Here is a 23332-nt window from a genome sequence, read left to right as displayed (position 1 = left end):
AAGCACCGGAGCCCCGCAGGGGTCCGGTGCTTTCGTGTGAGGCGCGAGATGTCTCCGCCAGCGGGCTGTCAGGCCAGATAGGAGCGCAGCCGGACGAGCATGTCCGACGGGACGAAACCCGTCGAGACAAGCTTCGAGAGATCCAGAGTGCTGTTCGCAGGCCGCGGGGCGACGGCCGCGGCCACGGAGGAGAAGTACTCGTCTGTCGACACGCCGGTGACCCGCTCGGGGCCGTGGCCGGACAGAGCAAAGACATGCTCGGCGAGCTGTGCCCAGCTCTGCGGCTCACCGGAGGATGTCACGTTGTAGATACCAGCGGGTGCAGAGGAGTCGAGCAGATGCCGGATGGCTCCGGCGAGATCGTCCGTGAATGTCAGCCGACCGACCTGGTCGTCGACCACGCTCGGGTCTACCCCCCGCTCGGCGAGCGACGCCATGGTTCGAACGAAGTTCTTGCCATCACCGATCACCCAGGAAGTGCGGACGATGTAGTGGCGCGGAACCGTGCCCACGATCGCATCCCCGGCCGCCTTGGTCTGGCCGTAGACACTGAGCGGACGGATGGCGTCGGCCTCGGTGTACGCGCCCTCCTTCGTGCCATCGAAGACATAGTCGCTCGACACGTGCACCAAGGTGATGCCGTTCTCGGTGGCGATGCGGGCGAGAACGGCGACTCCGGTCACATTGGCCGCCCAGGCGTCCGCGCGCCCGTCGGGGGTCTCCGCGAGGTCGACCGAGGTGTACGCGGCGGCATTGATGATCGCGTCGTAGTCGCGCCAGCGACGCGATGTCGCGAACGCGGGGTCGGAGAGGTCGAGCGTGTCGCGGCCCGCATACTCGTAGCGAGCCGAGTCGCCGAAGACGTCGCGAAGAGCCCGTCCCAGTTGGCCGTTGGCTCCGACCACGAGTGTCTTCTTCGGCGGGATCGGCGTCACATCAGCAAGGCGCGGGTGTGCGAGATCCTTCGCGGATACCTCGACATCTGCGAGGGGAATGGGCCACTGGATCGCCGCGGTCTCATCGGCCAGGTTGAGGAAGGAGTACTCGGCATCGGGTGACCAGTGGTCGTTCACGAGGTAAACATATGCGGTGTCGGGCTCGAGCGTCTGATACGAGTTGCCGACACCGCGTGGCACGAAGATCGCTTTCGAAGGATCGATCTCGGTCGTGAAGACCTGGCCGAATGACGGACCCTCTCTCAGGTCGACCCACGCCCCGAAGATCCGGCCGGTGGCGACCGAGACCCATTTGTCCCACGGCTCGGCGTGGATGCCTCGGGTCGTGCCGACCTCGTCGTTGAAGGAGATGTTGTTCTGCACCGGACCGAAGTCGGGGAGCCCCGCCGAGGTCATCTTCTCTCGCTGCCAGTTCTCTTTGAACCAACCACGGGAGTCGCCGTGCACGGGCAGATCGGCCACGAGCAACCCGGGGATCGCGGTCTCGGTGAAGGAGAGCGTCTTACCGAACTCCGTCATCACTGGCCCTTGGAGGCGTAAAACGATTCGGTGGCGGCCTTTGACGGGGCCCACCATGCTTCGTTGTCGCGGTACCAGGCGATGGTCGAGGCCAGACCCGACTCGAAGTCGCTGAACTTCGGCGACCAACCGAGCTCGGTGCGCAGCTTCGTCGAATCGATCGCGTACCGCAGGTCATGGCCGGCACGATCGGTGACGTGATCGTATGCGTCGGCAGGCTGCCCCATCTCGGTGAGGATCAGTTCGACGACGGACTTGTTGTCCTTCTCGCCGTCGGCACCGATGAGGTAGGTCTCGCCGACTTCACCCTTGTCGAGGATCGTGAGAACGGCCGAGGAGTGGTCGTCTGCGTGGATCCAATCGCGCACGTTCTGTCCGGCGCCATAGAGCTTCGGGCGGATGCCTCGGATCACGTTGGTGATCTGTCGCGGGATGAACTTCTCGACGTGCTGATACGGGCCGTAGTTGTTGGAGCAGTTGGAGATCGTGGCCCTCACACCGAACGAGCGCACCCACGCCCGAACCAGGAGATCGCTTCCCGCCTTCGTGGATGAATAGGGAGACGAAGGATTGTACGGAGTCGACTCGGTGAAGCGTTCTGGGTCGTCGAGCTCGAGGTCTCCGTACACCTCATCGGTTGAGATGTGGTGGAAGCGACGGTCATGGCGGCGGGCCGCTTCGAGCAGTGTGTACGTGCCGATGATGTTCGTGTCGAGGAACGGCCGCGGGTCGTGCAGGGAGTTGTCGTTGTGAGACTCTGCCGCGTAGTGCACGACGGCGTCGGCATCTGCGATGAGGCCGTCGACGAGCTCGGCGTCAGCGATGTCACCCTGGACGAAGCGCACGCGTTCCGGGGGGAGCCCGTCGAGCGACGCCCTGTTGCCGGCGTAGGTGAGTTTGTCGAGGACCGTGACGTGGGCATCGGTGTTGTCGATGACGTGGTGCACGAAGTTCGAGCCGATGAATCCGGCGCCGCCGGTAACGAGCAGTTTCTGCATGTCGTCCAGCGTAGTCGGAGCCCCGCGTGAGACTCGGGGCGTTTGTTCAGGTGGGGCCGATCAGGGAGACTAGTCAGCATGCGTGGCATCATTCTCGCCGGGGGCACAGGCTCCCGGCTGCACCCGATCACACTCGGCGTCTCCAAGCAGCTGGTTCCGGTCTATGACAAGCCGATGATCTATTACCCGCTGTCGACGCTCATCCTCGCCGGCATCCGGGACATCCTGATGATCACGACGCCGCACGATGCCGAGGCGTTCCAGCGACTTCTCGGCGATGGTTCGAAGTTCGGGGTCTCCATCACCTACAAGACCCAACCGTCTCCGGACGGTCTCGCCCAGGCCTTCGTCCTCGGCGAGGAGCACATCGGGTCTGATTCGGCGGCTCTCGTGCTCGGCGACAACATCTTCTACGGCCAGGGGATGGGCACCCAGCTGCGGCAGTACACCGACCTCGAGGGTGGCGTCGTGTTCGGCTACTGGGTCGACGACGCGACCGCCTACGGTGTGGTGGAGTTCGACAAGGCCGGCAAGGTCGTCTCGCTCGAGGAGAAGCCGGCGCAGCCGAAGAGCAACTATGCCGTCCCCGGTCTGTACTTCTACGACAACGATGTCATCGAGATCGCGAAGAACCTGCGGCCGTCGCCGCGGGGCGAACTGGAGATCACGGACGTCAACCGTGAGTATCTCGAGCGCGGCAAGCTCAAGGTGCAGCTGCTGACGAGGGGGACGGCCTGGCTGGACACGGGCACATTCGACTCGCTCGCGGAGGCGACCGACTTCATCCGCACCGTCGAGAAACGGCAGGGCCTGTCTATCGGCTGCCCGGAAGAGGTGGCCTGGCGAATGGGATTCCTCTCCGACGACGAACTCCGAGCGCGCGCAGAGCCGTTGATCAAGAGCGGGTACGGCGAATACCTGCTCAAGGCACTCGCACAGGGACGCTGACTAGGCTCGATGGGTTCGTAGCGCGCGATGCGCGTACGAGGTTCGTGAGTCCGCCCCTCTTGCCGGGGCCCGTGAAAGGATCAGATGACGACGCCTGGGCAGAAGCCAGCACGATTCCCGGACGGCGGCAAGCGCCTCGTGATCTACGTCGTCTATGACCGGCGTGGTGGCGTCGAGGAGTTCGTCAGGTACGCGCTTCAGGGAATGCGAGACGACGCCGATCATATCCTGGCCGTCGTGAACGGCTCGCTGGACGCTGAGGGACGCGCCCTGCTCGATACCGTCGCGGATGAGATCCTCGTCCGGTCGAACGAGGGGTTCGACATCTGGGCGCATAAGGACGCGCTCGATCATGTCGGTGACAGGATCGCCGAGTTCGATGAGGTCCTGCTCACCAATGACACCTGGTTCGGCCCTGTACGCCCTTACGGTCCGGTCTTCGAGCGGATGAACGCTCAGGACGTGCACTTCTGGGGCATGACGGATCACGAGTGGGAATCGGTCAACAAGTTCACCGGTGAGGGCGAGCTGCCCTATCACCTCCAGTCTTTCTGGATCGCTGTGCGCAAGGAGATGTTCCTGTCGCCGCAGTGGCAGACATACTGGCGTGAGCTCCCCGAGATGCCCTCGTACTTCGACGCGGTGCTGAAGCATGAGACGCAGTTCACCAAGCACTTCGGGGACCGCGGCTATTCTCATTCGGTCGCCTTCGCGTCGGCCGACTACCCGACCGAGCACCCGGCGCTCTTCAACGCCGACCTTCTTCTCGCCGACGGGTGTCCGCTCATCAAGCGTCGCCCCTTCTTCCACTACCCGCCGTTCCTCGATCGCCATGCGGTGATCGGACGCCGGACAGTCAACATGATCGCCGGCTACGGCTATCCGATGGAACTGATGTGGAGCAATCTCGCGCGAAACGTCCAGCCGAAGACACTCAACACGGACGCCGGGATGCTCGAGATCCTTCCCGATGTCGAGAGAGCCTACGACCGTTCCGCACCACTGAGCGTCGTCGTGCTGGCGCACTGCGATGATCCTCGCGCCGTGGACCATCTCACGAACCGGCTCGTGGTGCTCCCCGTCGGATTCGATCTTGTGGTGACCACCTCCTCGGCAGACGACGCGGAATCGGTCCGCTCTGCGATCGAGGATCGCGAGATCGCGAACCTGGGGTCGTCGGAAGTGCGGGTCCTGCCCTCGAAGCGTGGCCGCGACATGAGTGCGTTCTTCATCGGATGCAATGATGTGTTGCGTTCCGGGGACTATGACCTGGTCGTCAAGATCCATACCCGCGCGCCCCGCAAGCGCGGCGCCAACATCGCCCGCTACTTCCGGCGGTATCAGCTGGAGAACCTGATCTCCTCGCCTGCTCAGTTCGCGAACCTCCTGGGGCTTTTCCAACGCGAGCCCGGTCTCGGTGCGGTGTTCCCCCCGATGATGCACATCGGTTACCCGTTGGCGGGGCGGGGGTGGTCGCAGTACCGCGAGCAGGCGGAGGAGATGTGCGAGCGACTGGGAATCCGAGTGCCGTTCGACGGAGCGACGCCGCTCGCCCCGATGGGCGGCATGTGGATCGGGCGCCCCGAGGCGCTTCGACTCCTCATCGAGGACGAGGCAGACTACGCAGACTTCGACGTGCCCACGGGGAAGGACGGAGGCGGTGATCGTGCGCGGGTGCTGGAGCGCGTGGTCCCGCTCGCGCTCGGCGAACTCGGGTATCACAGTCGTACGGTGATGAATCAGGAGCATGCCGGGATCGCCTACGCGAATCTCGCATACAAGCTCGACCAGATGTCGATCACTCCGCCCGGGTACCCGCTCGAACAGATCCAGTGGTTGCACCGTGCAGGTTGGGCTGGGGCGGGAGGAATCGTGGCGATGACTCGCATGTACGTCCGCCTGAACCACCCGACGGCAGCCGCGCGGCTTGCGCCGATCGCTCGTCCTTTCGTCAACCTCGCACGATTCGGAATGCACAAGTTGAGAACGGCCTTGGGGCGAGGACACGGCGACGAAGGAGATGCCCAGTGACGACCACTCGACCGCCCGAGAGCATGAAACCGGGAAGCAAGCGAGCCGTCATCTACGTCGTCTTCGATCGGCGCGGCATGATCGAGGAATATGTCGAGTACGCGCTGCGCGAGATGCGCGGGGACGCGGACCATATCCTCGCCGTGGTGAATGGCGCGCTGACCGCGGAAGGGCGCGCTCGCCTCGAAGCGGTCACGGATGATGTTCTCGTGCGTCCCAACGAGGGTTTCGACATCTGGGGCCACAAGGCCGGCCTCGAGCACATGGGCGAGCGGATCGCGGAGTTCGAGGAGATCGTGCTCACGAACGACACGTGGTTCGGACCCGTGCGACCGTACGCGCCCGTCTTCGCGCGTATGGCCGCGGAACGGGTCGACTTCTGGGGCATGACCGACAACGTTCGCATGAAGGACCCGTCGACAGGCACGGGGAGGGTGCCCGATCACCTGCAGTCATTCTGGATCGCCGTCCGCAAGAACATGTTCCTCTCCGACGCCTGGCGCGACTACTGGCGGGATCTCCCGCCGATGGCCGGCTACTTCGACGCCGTGCTGAATCACGAGGTCACGTTCACCCAGAGGTTCACAGAAGCAGGATTCGCGTCGATGGCCGCCTTCCCCGCGGCGAACTATCCGACGAAGCACCCGGCGCTGTTCAACCCTGACCTGCTCATCGCGGATGGCTGCCCTATCGTCAAGCGCCGCCCGTTCTTCCACTGGCCGCCCTACCTCGATCGGCACGCGATCATCGGCCGCTGGATCGCGGATGACATGGCCTCCTACGGCTATCCGATCGATCACATGTATGCGAACCTGGCTCGCAACGTGCCTCCGAAAGACCTCAACGTCGATCTGGGCCTCAACGACGTCATCGGGGATGCCGACACGGGCTACGACCCATCGCGACCGTTGAAGATCGTCGCTGTCCTGCACATCTTCTATGTGGACATGACAGACGAGATGCTCGACCGCGTGGACACCCTTCCCTCGTCATACGATCTGGTGGTCACGACCCAGGATGAGGAGCGTGCGGCGGCGATCAGGGCGATCATCCAGGCGCGCCCCCGAGAGGGGCGATCGGTGCAGGTGCGAGTGGTCGAATCGAACGACGGGCGAGACCAGAGCGCCTTCCTGGTCGGATGCCGCGACGTCCTCCTCGACGGTGGCTACGACCTCGTCGTGAAGCTGCATTCGAAGAAGACACCGCAGGATGGATTCAACGTCGGGCGTGCGTTCAAAGAGCAACAGTTCATGAATCTGCTCTCGAGCCCCGGGTACACGGCGAACGTCCTGGCTCTCTTCCAGAGGGAGAAGGGGCTCGGCCTCGTCTATCCCCCGATGGTGCATATCGGATACCCCACCATGGGGCGTGCCTGGTGGGCGAACAAGCCCGGCTTCGAGAAGCTCGCTGCGCAGATGGGCATCATGGTGCCGCTCGACGACATCTCCCCGCTGGCACCGTATGGGTCGATGTTCATCGCTCGGCCGGAAGCATTGCGGCTGCTTGTCGAGCAACCGTGGTCCTACGGCGACTTCGGGGGTGCGGAGGCATATCAGGATGGTGGCCTCGCGCACGTCCTCGAACGGGTGCCCAGTTACGCGGCCGCGGAGCTCGGCTATCACACCCGCACGATCATGGACGCCGAGTACGCCGCGGTGAGCTACACGACCCTGGATTTCAACTTCGACGAGATGTCGTCGACCGTTCCCGGCCGCACGCACGAGCAGATCGCGTTCCTGCGCGGTGTCGGGCATGTGGGGGAGGGCAAGCTCCGCGATTTCGTCCGCATGTACATGCGGCGCAACCATCCGGGGGCAGGCACCCGCCTCCGAGCGATCCGCGCGCGGGTGAGCTCCGGTATCCGCAGGCGATTCCCGAGGCGCCGCTGAGCCGTCATTGACGCCCTGCAGGTGCAGCCGCAGATAGGCTGAGTCGACCCGAACACCCGTAAAGGACTACCCAAGTGGATAGATTCACTCGGCTCGCTGCCGAGCCATTCACCACGATCGATGCGCGTGGCATGCGTACCGGCGGTCGCTGGGGAAAGCTCGGCGAGCTCTTTCATCGTCGTGAGCTTCTCATGCTGCTGATCCGGCGTGATCTGCAAGCGCGGTACCGCGACAGCTTCCTCGGCTTCCTGTGGACCGTGATCCGCCCACTGGTGCAGTTCCTCGTGTACTACTTCGTGCTCGGGCAGATCCTCGGTGCGGCGAAGGGCATCGACAACTTCGCGATCTACCTCTTCGCAGGATTCACCCTGTATACGTTCTTCGCGGATGTGATCTTCGGCGCCACCGGATCGATCATCGGCAACGCCGGACTCGTGAAGAAGATCTACCTGCCGCGCGAGATCTTCCCGCTGGGCAGTATCGGCGCGGCGTCGTTCATGTTCCTGGTCCAGCTCGGCGTCCTACTGGTCGCCGCAGTCCTGCTGAACGCTCTCCCTGCGCCGATCCACATGCTGTGGTTCTTCCCGTCGCTGGGCATGGTGCTGCTCTGGGGCGTTGCCACAGGTCTGCTGTTGGCGGCGTTGAACGTCTACCTGCGAGACATCCAATACCTCACCGAGGTCGTCATGATGCTCGCCATGTGGGCTTCGCCGATCGTCTACTCCTGGAACATGGTCAAGGAGGTGGTGAAGACCTATTCCCTTCCGGACTGGCTCCTGGAGGTGTATCTCGCCAATCCGCTGACCATCGGCGTGATGGGATTCCATCGGGCGTTCTGGGGGTCGGGCACCGAAGCCGACTATCCACCGAATCTCGGCCTCCGAATGCTCATCATGAGTGTGATCGGCTTCGTCTTCCTCTGGTTCGCGCATCGGGCATTCGTGCGGATGCAGGGCAACTTCGCACAGGAGCTGTGAGTGATGATCGACAACGCTGATATCGAATCACGCCCTGACATCATCCGCCTGAACGGAGTCAGCAAGCACTTCACCGTCCGCAAGGACAACAGCCTCAAGGACCGCATCGTCCATTTCGGACGCCTCGGCAAGGCCTTCCGTGAGGAGTTCGTGGCCGTCGACGAGCTCTCCCTCAACATCAAGGCCGGGACGACGGTCGGTCTGCTGGGACAGAACGGCTCGGGTAAGAGCACGCTCCTGAAGTTGATCGGCGGAATCGTGGCGCCATCGACGGGCACCGTGCAGAGCCGGGGACGAGTCGCGGCTCTGCTCGAACTCGGAGCGGGATTCCACCCTGATCTCTCTGGACGCGAGAACGTGTATCTCAACGCGGCGATCCTCGGCCTCAGTCGCGAGCAGATCGACGCGCGATTCGACGAGATCCTCGAGTTCAGCGGGATCGGCGAGTTCATCGACACTGCGGTGAAGTTCTACTCATCCGGCATGTACGTGCGGCTCGCATTCGCCGTTGCTGTGCACACCGATCCCGATGTCCTTCTCGTCGATGAGGTGTTGGCGGTCGGAGATGAGGCCTTCCAGCGCAAGTGTATGGACCGCATCCACCAGTTCCGTAACGAGGGACGCACGATCATCCTCGTCAGTCACTCCGCTCAGCAGGTTCAAGAGCTCTGCGACCGCGGAATCCTTCTCCACCATGGCAAGCTCGTCTTCGACGGCGACATCAACGGCGCCGTCGACGGCCTCCGGGATGTCCTTGCAGACCGTGAGGTCGGTGAGGCTCCGCCTGAGGAGACGATCCATCCCATTCAGGTCAAGGGCATCGAGCTCCTCGATGACCAGGGCGAGCAGGCGAAGGAGATCAACAGCGGGTCGGCATTCATCGTCCGTGTGCACGTCGATTCGTTGCGCCCGATCGAGCGATGGGAGATCGGATTCAGCATGGACACTCCGCTCGGACAGATGGTCATGGCGTCGAACACCGAGATCCTGGGCGTCCGCCTCGCCCCGATCACTGGCGGCACGCACGTGGATCTGAGGATTGCGGAGGCCCGCTTCGGGCCGGGCGACTACTTCGTGAACGCGAATGCTGCCGGCGTGAGTGAGCCCAGCAGCCATGGTCTGATGCGAGGCGCGGTTCTCCGGGTCCGTACGGATAACACGACCATGGGCACGGTGTCTGCCGAGATCACGGTCAGCGGCGACGCGGAGAAGGTATGACGGGGGATACCGCCGGCGTCGTCCTCGCCTACCTTCCTGACGAGAGCATCCTGTCGAACATCGCACGCCTGCGTGAGCAGGTCGATCGCGTCTACGTGGTGAACAACTCTCCGGGTGACGCGGGCACGAGCACGGTTCTCGACGAGCTCTCGCAGGACAACGGCACCGTCGTTCTGGACCAGGAGAAGAACATCGGAGTTGCTGCGGGCTTCAACGCGGGTATGCGCGAGGCGATTGCCGACGGTTTCGACTACGTGTGGATCTTCGACCAGGACAGCACGGTGGCCGAAGGGATGCTCGACCAGCTCAGGGCGGCCTTCTCGGACTGGCCGGAGCCGGTTGCCATGGCGGGTCCCGCTTTGCGTGCCGAGGAGACCGGCTTCCTGTACGACGCGGACCACCGCGAAGGTCTGGGCGAGCTCCAGACGCTCATCTCCTCCGGTGCGCTGTTCTCACGGGCAGCCTTGGAGAAGATAGGCCTCCACGATGAACGGCTCTTCATCGACTACGTGGACCATGACATCTCTCTCCGCGCGCGGAGGGAGGGTCTCGCAGTGGTCAAGGTCTTCGATACCGTGCTCGATCATCGATTCGGCGCGTCGACGCCGGCGACCTTCCTCGGGCGTCGTATCTACCTGTCGAACTACTCTCCGATGAGGCAGTACTACATGACACGCAATCGCGTGATCATGGTCCGCCGATACGGCTTCGGGCGCTGGTTCTGGGAGGACGCGGCCTACGCGTCGAAAGCGTGGATCAAGGTGCTGCTCTGCGAACGCGACAGACCGCGCAAGATTCGTGCAGGCCTGCGCGGATTCGCCGATGGTGTGCGGTTCCGCGAGGTGCGCACCATCGTGCAATGACCTGACTTCGGGCCACGACGCAGAAGACCGGAGCGCCGGGATCCCCAAGGATCCCGGCGCTCCGGTCTTTTAGGGCTCAGTCGCGTGCCGCGCGCGCCGTCGACACGGCATCGCTCGAATGCTCCGTCGGGACCTCCGCTGCGGTGCCGAGGGCGGGGGTGATGTCATCGGACGAGAGGACCACCGTCTTCTCGATGCGAGGCCTGTGCAGGAAGATTCCCAGCGCGACGAACACGGCGGCGAACGCGAGGCCGCCGATGATCACGATGGCGGCCGGGCTCGGTGCGACGGACCACCACCACTCCGCGCGTGCCCCAGGGTCGAGCGAGATGTCGTCGAGGCCCTTGGTGTAGCGGTTCACGTTGGTGTGGAGTGCGACCAACGCGGCTGCAGTGAGCGCTGCACCCGCGAACGCCACGCGGGAGCCCGCCCAGGTGCGGCGTCCCTTCGTCGTCATCGTGGCGACACCCAGCGCGATCACCATGAGGGGCAGGATGTACCGCGGCTGCACCTCGGATCCGACGATCGCTCTCGACTGCGCGAGCAGCACGAACGGGACGGCCCAGAGCGCGGTGACGGTGAGGGCGACGGCCAGCGCGTGCCGGCGGGTGAGACGGTGGATGCCGATCCCGAATGCCGCGAAGAACACCGCGGAGGAGAGCACCGGGACCATCGTCGGCATCACGGTGTCGAGCCACCCGAGATGCCAGCCGCCGAGCGCACCGGTCCACAGACCGGGGATGTTCAGGAGGTTGCTGAGGTGTTCGTCGGTGGTGAGCGGAGCGTTGGCGGTGGGCAGTCCGTTCACCAGGGCTCCGCCCTGCTTCGCCCCGAGATAGAAACCTGCCCCTGCGACGAGGATGACACCCGCAGCGATTGCGGGGACGAGGATCGGCCGGTCGCGTCTCAGGCCCATGAGCGCGGCCAGGAAGATCGCGAAGGCGGCGAAGATCGCGGCATCGGCGCGCGCGCCGGCACCGATGATCCCGCCGACGGCAGCGAGTGTGCCGAGCACTATCTGGCGTCTGCCCGTGGTCTGGGTCGCACCGTACATGCAGATCCAGACCATCGTCGCCGAGAGCAGCGCCCACGAGGACGGGTTGGTCGACGGGATGATGAACAGCCCCAGCGGCACCATGGTCCCCAGGGCCGACACCACAAGCGCAGGACGAAGGCGACGAGGGAGGGCGACGAACACGCATGTCAGCAAGCCGACGTACAGCGCGGCGTTGAACAGGCGCATGACGATCACGGAGGTCTGAACGTCGGGACTCGCGAAGATCGACATCGTCCCGTAGAACAGCGGGGGGTACAGCGGCGCCGTGTTCAGACGCTTGGCCGTGTCCTGACCGGTCGCCTCGGCGTCCCAGCACCCGGCGCTCTTGTCGGACGCGAATGCGTAGCAGGTGGCGTCCGTGATGGCTTCGGGCACGATGCGAGTGTCCGCATCGCCGCTGGGCTCGCAGACCCCTGCACGCTCACCGAGCCCGCACCAGATCGACGGAAGGTGGAAATCGTCATCCGGCGTTGATCCGGCGGGCGAGGCGAATGCCCACGCCGCGAGGGCGACGAAGAGGAGTATAGGGACCGCGATAAGCCAGGACCGACGGCGGCGTTCGAGGGATAGATGCACGGTTGGCATCGTACCTTGGTGCGCCGCGCAGCTTGCTCGGAGTGCCTGCAGGGTAGACTCTTTCGTTGTGAGTGCTCCTGACCCGCACGTGCCAGTGCTGCGCGAGAACGTCCGCATCGTCCCTTCCGCCGATGTGTCGGATGACGCAGTCATCGGCCCCGGTTCCTCGGTCTGGCATCTCGCCCAGGTCCGGGAGGACGCGAGGATCGGTGCAGGGTGCATCGTGGGACGCGGTGCCTATATCGGCACCGGTGTCGTTCTGGGCGACAACTGCAAGGTCCAGAACTATGCCCTGGTCTACGAGCCAGCGGTCTTGGAGGACGGTGTCTTCATCGGTCCCGCCGTCGTGCTCACCAACGACACCTACCCGCGGGCCATCAATCCGGACGGATCGCTCAAGAGCGCTCACGACTGGGAGCCTGTCGGAGTGACCATCAAGCGCGGAGCAGCGATCGGTGCGCGTGCCACGTGCGTCGCGCCGGTGACGGTCGGCCGGTGGGCGACTGTGGCCGCCGGAGCGGTCGTCGTGAAGAACGTGCCCGACTTCGCTCTCGTGGCCGGCGTGCCGGCCAAGCGGATCGGGTGGGTGAGCAAAGCCGGCTTCCGTCTCGAGGACGTCGGCGATGGAGTGTGGAAATGCCCGGAGACCGGTGAGCGGTACATCGAAGCCGACGGAAATCTGACTGAGGAGAGTATGTGATGGAGTTCATCCCCGCGGCGAAGCCGTTGATCGGAGACGAAGAGCGCGCGGCTGTGGACCGTGTCATGCGCAGCGGCATGGTGGCCCAAGGGCCAGAGGTCGCGGCATTCGAGTCGGAGTTCTCTGACCATTTCGTCCAGGGGCGCCCCGTCGTCGCCGTGAACTCCGGCACCTCTGGTCTTCACCTCGGCCTCCTGGCCGCAGGAGTCGGCCCGGGCGACGAAGTCATCGTCCCGTCGTTCACCTTCGCCGCCACCGGCAACTCCGTCGCGCTCACGGGCGCCACCCCGGTGTTCGTCGACATCGAACCCGACACGTTCTCGCTCGACCCCGCTGCGGTCGCGGCGGCCATCACCCCGAAGACCAAGGGCATCCTCCCCGTGCACCTCTACGGTCACCCGGCGCGGATGCGGGAGCTCTCCGACATTGCCGCGGCACATGGAGTGGCACTCTACGAGGACGCGGCACAGGCTCACGGCGCGGCACTCGACGGTCGCCCGGTGGGCACGTTCGGACAGTTCGCGATGTTCTCGTTGTACCCGACGAAGAACATGACGAGCGGCGAGGGCGGAATGGTCTCCACCGCTGATGACGCAACGGCCCGTGCCGTTCGGCTGCTTCGCAACCAGGGTATGGAGAAGCAGTACGAGAACGAGGTCATCGGCTACAACGCGCGGATGACGGACATTCACGCGGCAATCGGTCGGGTGCAGCTCACCAAGGTCGACGCATGGACCCGCGCGCGCCAGCAGAACGCAGCGTTCCTCGACCAGAATCTCGACGGAGTCGTGATTCCTCCGGTCGCCGAGGGCGCCACGCACGTCTACCACCAGTACACGATCCGTGTTCTCGAAGATCGAGATCGGCTGGCTCAGGCGCTCCGAGAGGAGTACCAGATCGGCAGCGGCGTGTACTACCCGATTCCGAACCACCGACTTCCCTCGCTCGTGGGTTTCGCACCTGATCTCGAACTCCCGGAGACCGAGAAGGCCGCGCGAGAGGCTCTGTCCCTCCCGGTCCACCCATCGCTGGCCGCTGGAGACCTCGACCGCATCGTCGAGGCCGTGAATGCTCTCGCTCGGGCAGGTGCCTGAATGACGGCTCTGCGTGCGGGACTTGTCGGCGTCGGAATGATGGGGCGCCATCACGGTCGCCTTCTCCGAGACATCGAGGGAGTGGAGCTCGTCGCGGTCGCAGACCCCGGCGGCGATCCGCACCGCGTCGCGACAGGGCTTCCGGTCTTCTCGCAGGTGAGTGAGCTTATCGAAGCCGGGATCGACATGGCTGTCGTCGCGATTCCCACGCGTTTCCATGCGGAAGCAGCCTTTGAGCTGGCCGAAGCCGGTGTGCATACGCTCGTCGAGAAGCCGATCGCGGACGACAGCATCGTCGGGCGTCGGATCAGCGAGACATTCGAAGCCCAGGGCCTCGTCGGCGCTGTCGGTCACGTCGAGCGATTCAACCCCGCTCTGCAGCAGCTTCGCATGCGCCTTGATGCCGGCGATCTCGGCGACCTCTACCAGATCGCCACGCGCCGCCAGAGCACCTTCCCCGGTCGCATCGGCGATGTCGGTGTCGCGAAAGACCTGGGCACCCACGATGTCGACCTCACGGCGTGGGTCGCACGCTCGACCTACGAGTCGGTTTCCGCGCAGACCGCTTTCAAGAGCGGTCGCTCGCACGAGGACATGATCGCCATCACCGGTCGCCTCGGCAACGGCATGGTCGTCAACCACCTCATCAACTGGCTCAGCCCGATGAAGGAACGGGTCACGGTGGTGACGGGCGAGCGCGGTACCTTCATCGCCGACACCGCCACCGGCGACCTCACCTTCTTCGCGAACGGCACCGCTGCCCTCGAGTGGGAGTCGGTGTCATCGTTCCGAGGAGTCTCAGAAGGCGACGTGACGCGATATGCGTTCGCCAAGAAGGAACCGCTCAAGGCGGAACTCGAGGCCTTCCGCGACGCGATCCGGGGTGAGGCCACCGAGCTGTCGACGATGTCGGAGGCGGTGCACACCCTGGAGGTCGTGGAAGCCGCACTTGCGTCTGCCGGCAATTCCGGCGCTGTCGTGCCCCTGGGCGAGGCTGCGCGCCGCTGAGGCACGGACAACGACGAGAGAGGGGCGCGGATTCCGAGCGAATCCGCGCCCCTCTCTCGTCGTCACGCGTGAGCCGTTGCCGTCATCGAGAATCCGGCTCGCCCCGCCGGAACGGGGGATATGTGGGCGTGGAGGGGCTCGCTTGGATGTCCAGCTGCAAAGCGCTGATGAGCATCTGTGTCCCGAGCATGAGGGGGAGAGCTGCGAGCATGACGGTACCGGCGGTGGCGATCGTCGAGCCGACGATGAGGAACAGAAGCCAGATGCTGATGCCGAGGCCGAAGACGAACAGCACGAGTCCGAGGAAGAGCAGCAATGCGATGGGCGAGAACGACCAGAGCACGTAGCGGTACCACACGCGGGTCCAGAAGCCGACGGTGAGCCGGTTCATCAGCTCGGGGATCACCTTGCGCAGTTTGATGCTCGAGACCTCGTCGCCGTAAATCGCGGGGACGGGGACGTCGACTGCGGGAACCTGGAGGATGTTCAGGTGGATCAACAGGTCGTTCTCGAAGCTGTAGCGCTTCGCGATCCGGTTCAACGGGAGCCGATTGAGAACCTCGGACCGGATGGCCGTGTAACCGTTCTGAGGGTCGAAGAGGTTCCAGTAGCCCGAGGCGAGCTTGGTCATGAAAGACAGCAGGATGTTGCCGAAGATCCGGTAGCGCGGCATCCCGTCGAACGACTCGGGGGAGTAGAACCGGTTGGCCTTGGCGAATCCGTAGCCCTCGTCCGTCACCTTGTCGAGGAGCGGAGGAAGATACTGAGGGTCCATCTGCGCGTCACCCGCCATGATCACGTTGACGTCGCTGCCGAGCTCCAGGGCCGCTTGATGTCCGGTGAGGATCGCGCCGCCGACTCCCTGGTTCTCCTCATGCCGGATCAGCGTGACGCGGCTGTCTGCGACAGCAGCAGCAGCACCGCTCGTATCGTCGGGACTGCAGTCGTCGACGATCACGATGTGGTCGACGTAGTCGGGCATCGTCGTGATCACCTGCGCGATCATCAGCTCTTCTTTGTAGGCGGGGACGACTGCGGCTACCGTGGCGCCTTTGTACATCTGTGATTAACCCTTGCTCTTCCTCGGGGCGAAGACCCAGTAACGATAGACGAAGTAGTTCCAGACCGTCGTCGCCACGACGGCGGCGACTTTGCCGACGATCCAGGGCAGGCCGATGACGCTGAAGAGCCAGACGATCGCGGTGGTCGCGATGGTGTTGAAGATCACGAGAAGCGTGTAGCGCAGGACGCTGGGGGCCACCGCGTTCTCCGATGCGAATGCGAACTTGCGCTGCAGGGTGTACGTGACGGCGAAACTCAGAAGGAACGCCGCGGCCGTACTGATCGCGAGGTCGATGCCGATCGCGTCGTGGAGGAGCCAGAGGAGGCCGGCGTCGAAGAGGAACGCCAAGCCGCCCATCGTCAGGTACCGGACTGGGCCGAGTGCCCATAGACGCCCGATCAGTGAGCGCGACGGAGTCGTAGAGGTGGTGGACACAATCTCAATCATGCCAGGGAAAGCTCCACAAGCCTCTCAGGAGCGGCTCGGGTCCCGTCGCCTAGGATGGAGCGGGCCGCGCAAGCAGTAGCGGTCCCGGAAAGAAAGTGCGCTCCATGGACCTCCTCGTCGTCGGCTCAGGCTTCTTCGGCCTCACCATCGCGGAGCGCGCTGCGAGCGCCGGCCGCAAGGTCACTGTCATCGATCGTCGTCATCACATCGGTGGTAACGCGTACAGCGAGGCGGAGCCCGAAACCGGGATCGAAGTGCATCGCTACGGCGCACATCTCTTCCACACGTCGAATCCGACCGTCTGGGAGTACGTCAATCGCTTCACCGCCTTCACGGGTTATGTGCATCGCGTGTATACGACGCACAAGGGCATCGTCTTCCCGATGCCGGTGAACCTGGGGACGATCAATCAGTTCTTCCAATCGGCCTACACTCCCGACCAGGCCCGGGCGCTGGTGCGCGCGCAGGCGGGTGAGTTCGACGTCAAGACGGCATCGAACTTCGAGGAGAAGGGCATCGCTCTGGTCGGCCGGCCGTTGTTCGAAGCCTTCTTCCGGGACTACACCGCGAAGCAGTGGCAGACCGATCCGCAGAAGCTCTCCGGTGACATCATCAGTCGGCTTCCCGTGCGGTACACCTACGACAACCGCTACTTCAACGACACATGGGAGGGCCTGCCCGTCGACGGCTACACCGCTTGGCTCGAGCGCATGGCGGATCACCCCAACATCGAGGTGAAGCTCGGTGTCGACTACTTCGACGCATCGCAGCCCTTCAGCAAGAGGGCGACCGTCGGCCAGGTCCCCGTGGTGTACACCGGTCCGGTCGATCGCTACTTCGGCTATGCGGAGGGTGCGTTGAGCTGGCGCACGCTCGATTTCGAGCAGGAGATCCTGAACGTCCGCGACTTCCAGGGAACGAGCGTCATGAACTATCCGGACATGGACGTGCCGTATACCCGCATCCACGAGTTCAAGCACTTCCACCCGGAGCGCAAGGACGTCTACGACTCGGAGAGGACGGTCATCATGCGGGAGTTCTCCCGTTTCGCCGATCGCGACGATGAGCCGTACTACCCGGTGAACACGGCGAGCGACCGTCAGGGACTGCTCGCGTACCGCGAACTCGCCAAGGGGGAGGCAGACGTCCATTTCGGCGGACGCCTCGGCACTTACCAGTATCTCGACATGCACATGGCCATCGGATCAGCGCTGTCGATGTGGAACAACACCCTGAGCGGTGACGTGCGCTGAGTTGCGCCATTCGAACGCGCAGGCTGAGGAGATCCCCAGCCTGCGCAGTCCTCAGGGCGTGAGGACTTCTTCGTCGTCGCGGTCCGGACGTGTCGACGGGACCCAGTCCTCGTTGCAGTAGTCGTCCTTGTAGACCGCCAGCCGCGTGAAGCCGACGAAGGACTGCCAGGCGTCGGAGACGCGGAAGCGGCTCGTGCCGGTCTCGTGCCGGTTGCTGAGCTCGACGGGGACCTCGTGCACGACGATGCCCTGCTGCTCGGCTGCCAGGACGAGCTCGGTCGTCCACATGAGGCCGCTTTCACGCGAGAGATGGGCGAACTCGCGCCCCCAGATCCCGTCCACCCACAGCGTTCCCTGGCTGTCCCCGACCCGGGACTGCAGGAGCGCCGCGCGAAGGAATCGGAAGATGCGCGACTGGATGGTGCGCAGTCGACTCCTCGTCACGCGCGAGGCGGGATGCGCCTTCGATCCGATCGCCACAGCCGCGTCGGCGGGGAGCTTCTCGAACTCGACGAGGTCTGTGAAGCCGAAGGGCAGATCGTCTGCGGTCAGGAGCAGGCGAGAGCCGATGCTGACCTCGACACCCTTCCGCAGTGCCTCGCCCAGCCCGGGGGCGGAGTGAGTGATGATCATCGTCGAGGGATAGGGCCACTCTTCCTGGATGCGCGTCAGGAGAGCGGTGGTTCCATCGGTCGAGCCGTTCTCGACGACGATGACCTCGTCGTCCGTGGTGAGTCTGCCGCCCAGCGCCGTCATCGTCTCCTCGAGGACGTCCGCTCCGTTCCTCGTCGGGACGACGACGCTGATACCGGATGGCGGCATCAGCGGCGAAACCGCGACACCGTCATTGCGACGGCGTCCGCTGAGACGGTTCCGCTCCAGCGAGCGCACATGAGAGGGCATCGAGGTGATGGACCACACGATCGCGCCGAGCGCCACGGCGGTGAGCACTCCGAGCGTCGCCGTCAGCTGCGAGTAGCCGTAGAGAGTCGGGTCGTTCTCGACAGCGGCGATGAAGCCGAGGATGAGAGAGGGGAGCAGGATCCAGGACGCTCCCGCGAGAGCACGCCGCTGCGGGGCGCGGCGCGTGAGCGCCAGGACGAACCCGATGGCGATGAAGCTGATCATGGCACCGAAGTGCTTGATGACGAACAGGCCGCGTCGGAAGTACTCATCGAACGGTTCGACGGTACCGCTAACTCCCAGCGGGAACGCCGAGGTGAATGTCGAAGAGCCGAAGCCCCAGATGATGCCCGAGACGGAGAGATACACCCCTGCTCCGATGAGGAGAGCGGCGAGTGCGCCGCCGACTGCACGTGCGCCTCTCGTGCGCAGAGGCGCACGCCTCCACCAGAGCGCGGACACGGCGATCGCGACGGCGACCGCGGCGTACCAATCGAAGAGGGCGAGGAAGCCGGCGTAGAGGCCGACACAGACCGTGGCGACGACACGATGCGACAACCGCATCGGGATCGTGCTGAGGAGGACCAGCATCGACAGGGCGAGGAAGGTGAGAGATGCCGGGAGGCCGAAAAGTGCGGGGACCCGCAGCGGGCTCGTCTCGTCGGACAGGCCGTACTCGGTACCGACGAGGATCGTGCCGGAGTTGAGCAGCCAGACCAGCGGCGGCAGCAGAACCAGCGCGTAGCCGGCGCGAGCGCGTCGGAAGATGCGGGCGACGCAGATAGGAAGCCAGAACAGCGGAATCGCGATCGCTAGCGCTTGCGCGATGCCGAGTGCCGTGTACGGGGACTCCGCGGAAGCGCCGCCGAACAGCACGGCGAGGAGCACGCTTCCGACACCGGTCGTGTGGGACGTCACGGTCCATGCGGAGAGGGACCCGGTCTCGTTGAACACCTCGAGTGCTTCGCGCAGACGCACGTCTTCGGCAAGCGGCCACGGGAGAGGAGGTACATTCAGGACGACGACGAACGAGAACACTGCCAGCACGACGCCGACGAGAAGGAGGAAGAAGGTCGTCGACCTCGGCCAGAAGTAGTCGGCTGAGGGCCCGGCGCTGTCTGCGGCCGCGGTGCTGCGAGTCATTGGGTCCATCCGATAGACGTTTTGTTCCAGCTTACGGGAGGTCTCCGCTCGGCATACTCGCTCCACCCGTGCCGTCAGCGACTCGCACGATTCGTGTCTGCAGGGTCCGTGCACGATGTTCGGAGGGATGAACGGTAGCCTGGCTTCGAGCATGCCGTGGCGCATCGAGCGCTCACGGACTTTCGACGAGTTCGGGCATCGACAGCGGTGCTCTTCGATTTGAGGGACAGGGGCAGGATGAGCAGGGCCGTGACCGGGGCCCCGGGGTCGCCCCGGAGGTACCTGCATTCGCTGTGGTTGCTGTCCGCCCGTGACCTCAAGGTTCGCTACTCCACGAGTTTCCTCGGCTACCTCTGGTCGGTGCTCGACCCCCTGGTGATGAGTGCGATCTATTGGTTCGTCTTCACACAGGTCTTCAACCGCGATGTCGGCGAGGAGCCGTACATCATCTTCCTCATCAGCGCCCTGCTCCCGTGGGTCTGGTTCAATGCCTCGGTGTCTGATTTCACCCGTGCGTTCAAGAAGGACGCCCGGCTGGTGCGGTCGACTGCGATCCCTCGGTCCATCTGGGTGAATCGGATCGTGCTCAGCAAGGGGATGGAGTACCTGTTCTCCATCCCGGTCCTGGTTCTCTTCATCGTCGTGAACCTGCTGGTAGAGAAGGACCAGGGGCAGGTGGTGCAGATCGGATGGGGCGTGCTCTGGATGCCCCTCGCGATCCTCCTGCAGACGATCCTGCTGGTGGGGATCGGGCTTCTCATCGCCCCGCTGTGCGTTCTCTACACGGACCTGGAGCGCACGACCGCTCTGGTGCTGCGTGCGATGTTCTATGCGACGCCGATCATCTACAACGTCACAGACCTCCCCGGCATCGCGCAGACGCTCGGAACCTTCAATCCGCTGGCGGGGATCTTCATGCTGTATCGGATGCCGTTCTTCCCTGACCAGTGGAATCCGCTGGCCCTCATCGTGAGCGTGTTGATGAGCGTGTTCATCCTCGCTCTGGGAACGTGGGTCTTCCGCACGCTCGAGCGCCCGGTGCTGAAGGAGCTGTGATGACCGCTGCGATCGAAGTCGAGAATCTGGGAGTGCGCTTCCGGCGGAGCAGGCGTGGACGTCGGAGTGTCAAGGACATGTTCGCCGGAGCCTCCAGGAGGTCTCTGCCGGGGGAGTTCTGGGCATTGCGCGGCGTTTCGTTCACGGTGACGAAGGGCGAATCGATCGGAGTCGTCGGGCGGAACGGGCAGGGGAAGTCGACCCTGCTCCGACTCGTCGCCGGTGTCATGTTGCCGGATGAGGGATCCGTGCGTGTGCACGGGGGCGTCGCGCCGCTCATCGAGATCACCGGCGGTTTCGTCGGAGACCTCACGGTGCGCGAGAACGTGCGCCTCACGGCGGGCCTGCACGGGATGTCTCGCGCCGAGGTATCGCGGCGCTACGACGGCATCATCGCCTTCGCGGAACTCGCGGGATTCGAGGAGACTCCGTACAAGCACCTCTCGAACGGCATGAAGGTGCGGCTGGCGTTCTCCGTCGTCTCACAGCTCGACGAGCCCATCCTCCTCGTTGATGAGGTTCTCGCCGTCGGCGACAAGGCGTTCCGGGAGAAATGCTACAAGAGGATCGACGAGCTCCTGGCCGATGGGCGGACCCTCTTCTTCGTCAGTCACAACGAGCGAGATCTTCGCCGCTTCTGCACCCGCGGTCTCTACCTCGATCGAGGCGGTCTCGTGCTCGATGCGCCCATCGCGGAAGTGCTCGAGCGGTACAACGCGGATAGCACGCCAGCCTCCTGACAGCGATTCCAGCTTCGATTCGATAGGCTCGTGCAGGCGCGTGCCCCCGACGTCGCCGAACACACCCGAGAATGTTTGGACAAGTGCGGCGATGCAGAGTGAGATCGTGGAGACAGCGGAGACGAGCGGATCCGGTTCACGCAAGGCCTACTTCCTCCGCAGATACGGACTGATCGGACTTCTCACAGTCATCCTCGGCACGCTGGAGATCTGGAGCAACATCGGCAACGGCTACACGGCCGGATGGGGCGATCACTTTGTCCTGTCGCCGGAGGGGATCAGCTGGGCGCACCCCGGCGCGTTTGCGAACGACTGGTTCATGGAGGCGGCCCCGCAACCTCATTGGTTCTTCGACTTCATCACGTTTGCGGGAGAATCCCTGGGGATTCTCTCCTTCGTCTACGTCCTGTACTGGGGCTTCGGATTGCTGGCCTTCGCGACGGCCACGACGATGCTCGCATTCCGATTCGCGCCGTCGGCACCGTGGAGCGTCGGCATCGGCGTCACCCTGTTCGCCGGAATGTCCTCGTGGATGGTCGGCGGCACGGGATCGCCCGTCATCGCGGTTGCCCTCCCCGCCGTGCTCTCCGCGAACCTGATCTATCTGCTGATCGCGTGCTTCCTCACCCAAAGACGGGTTCTCGCGATGGTGATCGCCCCGCTCATCGCCATCGTCCACGTGCAGCAGGGGTCGATTGCGGCGGTTCTCCTGGTCGGAGCCCTCGTCGCCTACTTCGTGACTGAGCGGCGCATCGATTGGCGGCTGGCGGGGGCGCTCGGATTGACGGGAGCGGCCGTCGCGTTCGGGCTCATCCTCCGGCCGGTGGCGTCGAACCTCAAGGACTTCGTCAAGATCTGCGATCAGATCATCCCGTACCACTGCTCGGCGCACTTGTGGGGATGGCAGGATCTCCTCTCGGCGGTGGGACTCATCGTCCTGTGCGCGCTCACCTTCGTCCTGATGCCGCCGAAGCAGAAGCCGTTGTGGCTCGCGACCGTCGGGCTCGCGGCTCTCGGATACACCCTCGGTTTTCTGGCCGACGCTCTGCGAATCCCGTTCTTCGGCGAGATCGCGCAGGGCGTCAACGTCTACCGGCTCGGGGCGGTGCTGTTGCCGTTCGCGCTCTGGGGGGCTTTCGTGCCGTTCATCGGGCGAATGTCGCGCCGGGCCTCGATCCCCGTCCTGATCATCTGGATCTTCGGCTTCGGTTCCCTGATCCTGGGCATCGGCTGGGCCGGCAACCTCAAGGTTCGCCTCGTTCTCTTCGGCCTGGTCGCCGTCGGTGTCGTCGCCTGGACGATGATCCAACGGCGACAGGGACGGCATACGCACGCGAACATCGTGTCGGTGGCCGCGCTGTCGTTCGGCATCCTCCTCGTGCTCGCCAACGCGCTCAATGGCGGCATGACCGTCCGCGCTCCTGAGTTCCACTTCATCCAGGATCCGAATCTCAGGACCTGGGGCGAGAACGTCCGTGAAGCGGTTCCCACCGGGGAGATCATCGTCGCCTCGCCGCGCACCGAATGGGTGAAGCTCGTGACGCAGCGCGCCGTCATCGTCGACTGCAAGGACGTACCGTACGGCGGCGAGGCATGGACCCAGTGGAACGAACGTCTCGAAGACCTCGGCGGTTGGACGCAATGCGTCGGTCCGCTCCTGTACGACGCCATGACCGCGGAGCAGCTCGTGGAAGCGGCCGACAAGTACGGTTCGGACTTCATCTCCATCTCGGCGGGCGTCCCGGAGGAGGTTCCTGCGGATCTCGTGGAACTCGGATGGACGCCGGTGGTCGAGCCGGTCGGCACCTCGGGGACCACCATCTACGGGCGCGACTGAGGGAACACAGGCAGGCGCGCCCCGCTCCGGCGGAGTGAGAGCTGGGCTTCGCCTGG

The 23332-nt window shown here is 64.4% G+C and carries 19 protein-coding genes; 13 read left to right on the top strand and 6 right to left on the bottom strand.

What is annotated here, in order from left to right; genetic code table 11:
• Positions 1-68 precede the first annotated feature (68 nt).
• Positions 69-1475, bottom strand: a complete 1407-nt coding sequence (locus ACIQLD_RS04980) for a sugar nucleotide-binding protein (protein WP_402605757.1) — start codon at positions 1473-1475, stop codon at positions 69-71.
• Positions 1475-2473 carry a dTDP-glucose 4,6-dehydratase gene (gene rfbB, locus ACIQLD_RS04975; protein ID WP_402605755.1) on the bottom strand — a complete coding sequence of 333 codons (999 nt, stop codon included), beginning with the start codon at positions 2471-2473 and terminating at the stop codon, positions 1475-1477. The genes ACIQLD_RS04980 and rfbB overlap by 1 nt, the downstream gene beginning before the upstream one ends.
• A gap of 78 nt (positions 2474-2551) precedes the next feature.
• On the opposite strand from rfbB, the gene rfbA reads away from it, so the two are divergent.
• The 6 genes from rfbA (at position 2552) to ACIQLD_RS04945 (ending at position 10399) form a co-directional block, all read left to right on the top strand.
• A complete protein-coding gene (gene rfbA / locus ACIQLD_RS04970) occupies positions 2552-3421 on the top strand; it encodes a glucose-1-phosphate thymidylyltransferase RfbA (RefSeq protein ID WP_402605753.1) in 870 nt (289 codons plus the stop codon).
• A gap of 84 nt (positions 3422-3505) precedes the next feature.
• Entirely contained in the window at positions 3506-5452 is a 1947-nt protein-coding gene (locus ACIQLD_RS04965; RefSeq protein WP_402605750.1) for a rhamnan synthesis F family protein, read from the top strand.
• On the top strand, positions 5449-7341 hold the full coding sequence (locus ACIQLD_RS04960; RefSeq protein WP_402605748.1) for a rhamnan synthesis F family protein: 1893 nt from the start codon (positions 5449-5451) through the stop codon (positions 7339-7341). The genes ACIQLD_RS04965 and ACIQLD_RS04960 overlap by 4 nt, the downstream gene beginning before the upstream one ends.
• Positions 7342-7415: 74 nt before the next feature.
• On the top strand, positions 7416-8318 hold the full coding sequence (locus ACIQLD_RS04955; RefSeq protein WP_402605746.1) for an ABC transporter permease: 903 nt from the start codon (positions 7416-7418) through the stop codon (positions 8316-8318).
• A gap of 3 nt (positions 8319-8321) precedes the next feature.
• Positions 8322-9536 carry an ABC transporter ATP-binding protein gene (locus tag ACIQLD_RS04950; protein WP_402605743.1) on the top strand — a complete coding sequence of 405 codons (1215 nt, stop codon included), beginning with the start codon at positions 8322-8324 and terminating at the stop codon, positions 9534-9536.
• Complete coding sequence (locus ACIQLD_RS04945) at positions 9533-10399, top strand: glycosyltransferase family 2 protein (protein ID WP_402605740.1); 867 nt, start codon at positions 9533-9535, stop codon at positions 10397-10399. Before ACIQLD_RS04950 ends, ACIQLD_RS04945 begins: the two co-directional genes overlap by 4 nt.
• Before the next feature lie 76 nt (positions 10400-10475).
• Here the strand turns inward: ACIQLD_RS04945 and ACIQLD_RS04940 are convergent, their stop codons facing one another.
• On the bottom strand, positions 10476-12041 hold the full coding sequence (locus tag ACIQLD_RS04940) for a DUF2142 domain-containing protein (protein WP_402605737.1): 1566 nt from the start codon (positions 12039-12041) through the stop codon (positions 10476-10478).
• 58 nt (positions 12042-12099) lie between these two features.
• Between ACIQLD_RS04940 and ACIQLD_RS04935 the strand changes: the two genes are divergently transcribed.
• The 3 genes from ACIQLD_RS04935 to ACIQLD_RS04925 are packed head-to-tail and all read left to right on the top strand — an operon-like array spanning position 12100 to position 14834.
• A complete protein-coding gene (locus ACIQLD_RS04935) occupies positions 12100-12732 on the top strand; it encodes a DapH/DapD/GlmU-related protein (protein ID WP_402605734.1) in 633 nt (210 codons plus the stop codon).
• Positions 12732-13826, top strand: coding sequence for a DegT/DnrJ/EryC1/StrS family aminotransferase (locus ACIQLD_RS04930; RefSeq protein WP_402605731.1), 1095 nt, complete (start codon positions 12732-12734; stop codon positions 13824-13826). The genes ACIQLD_RS04935 and ACIQLD_RS04930 overlap by 1 nt, the downstream gene beginning before the upstream one ends.
• Positions 13827-14834, top strand: a complete 1008-nt coding sequence (locus ACIQLD_RS04925) for a Gfo/Idh/MocA family oxidoreductase (RefSeq protein ID WP_402605728.1) — start codon at positions 13827-13829, stop codon at positions 14832-14834.
• Between the two features lie 82 nt (positions 14835-14916).
• Here the strand turns inward: ACIQLD_RS04925 and ACIQLD_RS04920 are convergent, their stop codons facing one another.
• The gene (locus ACIQLD_RS04920; protein WP_402605725.1) at positions 14917-15894 is read right to left on the bottom strand and encodes a glycosyltransferase family 2 protein; all 978 of its coding nucleotides are present in this window, start codon (positions 15892-15894) and stop codon (positions 14917-14919) included.
• A 6-nt stretch (positions 15895-15900) separates the two neighbouring features.
• Positions 15901-16332 carry a GtrA family protein gene (locus ACIQLD_RS04915; RefSeq protein WP_402605722.1) on the bottom strand — a complete coding sequence of 144 codons (432 nt, stop codon included), beginning with the start codon at positions 16330-16332 and terminating at the stop codon, positions 15901-15903.
• Between the two features lie 116 nt (positions 16333-16448).
• Between ACIQLD_RS04915 and glf the strand changes: the two genes are divergently transcribed.
• The gene (gene glf, locus ACIQLD_RS04910) at positions 16449-17597 is read left to right on the top strand and encodes a UDP-galactopyranose mutase (RefSeq protein WP_402605719.1); all 1149 of its coding nucleotides are present in this window, start codon (positions 16449-16451) and stop codon (positions 17595-17597) included.
• Positions 17598-17648: 51 nt separating this feature from the next.
• Here glf and ACIQLD_RS04905 read toward each other — a convergent pair whose 3' ends face one another.
• Positions 17649-19643: a glycosyltransferase gene (locus tag ACIQLD_RS04905; protein WP_402605716.1), complete on the bottom strand. Its 1995-nt coding sequence runs from the start codon at positions 19641-19643 to the stop codon at positions 17649-17651.
• 237 nt (positions 19644-19880) lie between these two features.
• On the opposite strand from ACIQLD_RS04905, the gene ACIQLD_RS04900 reads away from it, so the two are divergent.
• From ACIQLD_RS04900 to ACIQLD_RS04890, 3 genes are all read left to right on the top strand, one after another.
• On the top strand, positions 19881-20699 hold the full coding sequence (locus ACIQLD_RS04900; RefSeq protein ID WP_402605713.1) for an ABC transporter permease: 819 nt from the start codon (positions 19881-19883) through the stop codon (positions 20697-20699).
• A complete protein-coding gene (locus ACIQLD_RS04895) occupies positions 20699-21439 on the top strand; it encodes an ABC transporter ATP-binding protein (protein WP_402605710.1) in 741 nt (246 codons plus the stop codon). Before ACIQLD_RS04900 ends, ACIQLD_RS04895 begins: the two co-directional genes overlap by 1 nt.
• Before the next feature lie 106 nt (positions 21440-21545).
• Complete coding sequence (locus ACIQLD_RS04890) at positions 21546-23276, top strand: DUF6798 domain-containing protein (RefSeq protein WP_402605707.1); 1731 nt, start codon at positions 21546-21548, stop codon at positions 23274-23276.
• Positions 23277-23332: the final 56 nt, after the last annotated feature.

This window comes from Microbacterium sp. NPDC091662 (assembly GCF_044756705.1).
Lineage (GTDB): Bacteria > Actinomycetota > Actinomycetes > Actinomycetales > Microbacteriaceae > Microbacterium.
The sequence above is the reverse complement of the archived record's forward strand: the minus strand, read 5'-3'. Positions and strand labels throughout refer to the sequence as shown.

Bases quoted from the DNA above. Each gene is read 5' to 3' on its own strand.
- ACIQLD_RS04925 (WP_402605728.1), top strand. From the start codon at position 13,827: ATGACGGCTCTGCGTGCGGGACTTGTCGGCGTCGGAATGATGGGGCGC.
- ACIQLD_RS04930 (WP_402605731.1), top strand. From the start codon at position 12,732: ATGGAGTTCATCCCCGCGGCGAAGCCGTTGATCGGAGACGAAGAGCGC.
- ACIQLD_RS04980 (WP_402605757.1), bottom strand. From the start codon at position 1,475: ATGACGGAGTTCGGTAAGACGCTCTCCTTCACCGAGACCGCGATCCCC.
- ACIQLD_RS04905 (WP_402605716.1), bottom strand. From the start codon at position 19,643: ATGACTCGCAGCACCGCGGCCGCAGACAGCGCCGGGCCCTCAGCCGAC.
- ACIQLD_RS04920 (WP_402605725.1), bottom strand. From the start codon at position 15,894: ATGTACAAAGGCGCCACGGTAGCCGCAGTCGTCCCCGCCTACAAAGAA.
- glf (WP_402605719.1), top strand. From the start codon at position 16,449: ATGGACCTCCTCGTCGTCGGCTCAGGCTTCTTCGGCCTCACCATCGCG.
- ACIQLD_RS04900 (WP_402605713.1), top strand. From the start codon at position 19,881: ATGAGCAGGGCCGTGACCGGGGCCCCGGGGTCGCCCCGGAGGTACCTG.
- ACIQLD_RS04965 (WP_402605750.1), top strand. From the start codon at position 3,506: ATGACGACGCCTGGGCAGAAGCCAGCACGATTCCCGGACGGCGGCAAG.
- ACIQLD_RS04895 (WP_402605710.1), top strand. From the start codon at position 20,699: ATGACCGCTGCGATCGAAGTCGAGAATCTGGGAGTGCGCTTCCGGCGG.
- rfbB (WP_402605755.1), bottom strand. From the start codon at position 2,473: ATGCAGAAACTGCTCGTTACCGGCGGCGCCGGATTCATCGGCTCGAAC.
- rfbA (WP_402605753.1), top strand. From the start codon at position 2,552: ATGCGTGGCATCATTCTCGCCGGGGGCACAGGCTCCCGGCTGCACCCG.
- ACIQLD_RS04940 (WP_402605737.1), bottom strand. From the start codon at position 12,041: ATGCCAACCGTGCATCTATCCCTCGAACGCCGCCGTCGGTCCTGGCTT.
- ACIQLD_RS04950 (WP_402605743.1), top strand. From the start codon at position 8,322: ATGATCGACAACGCTGATATCGAATCACGCCCTGACATCATCCGCCTG.
- ACIQLD_RS04945 (WP_402605740.1), top strand. From the start codon at position 9,533: ATGACGGGGGATACCGCCGGCGTCGTCCTCGCCTACCTTCCTGACGAG.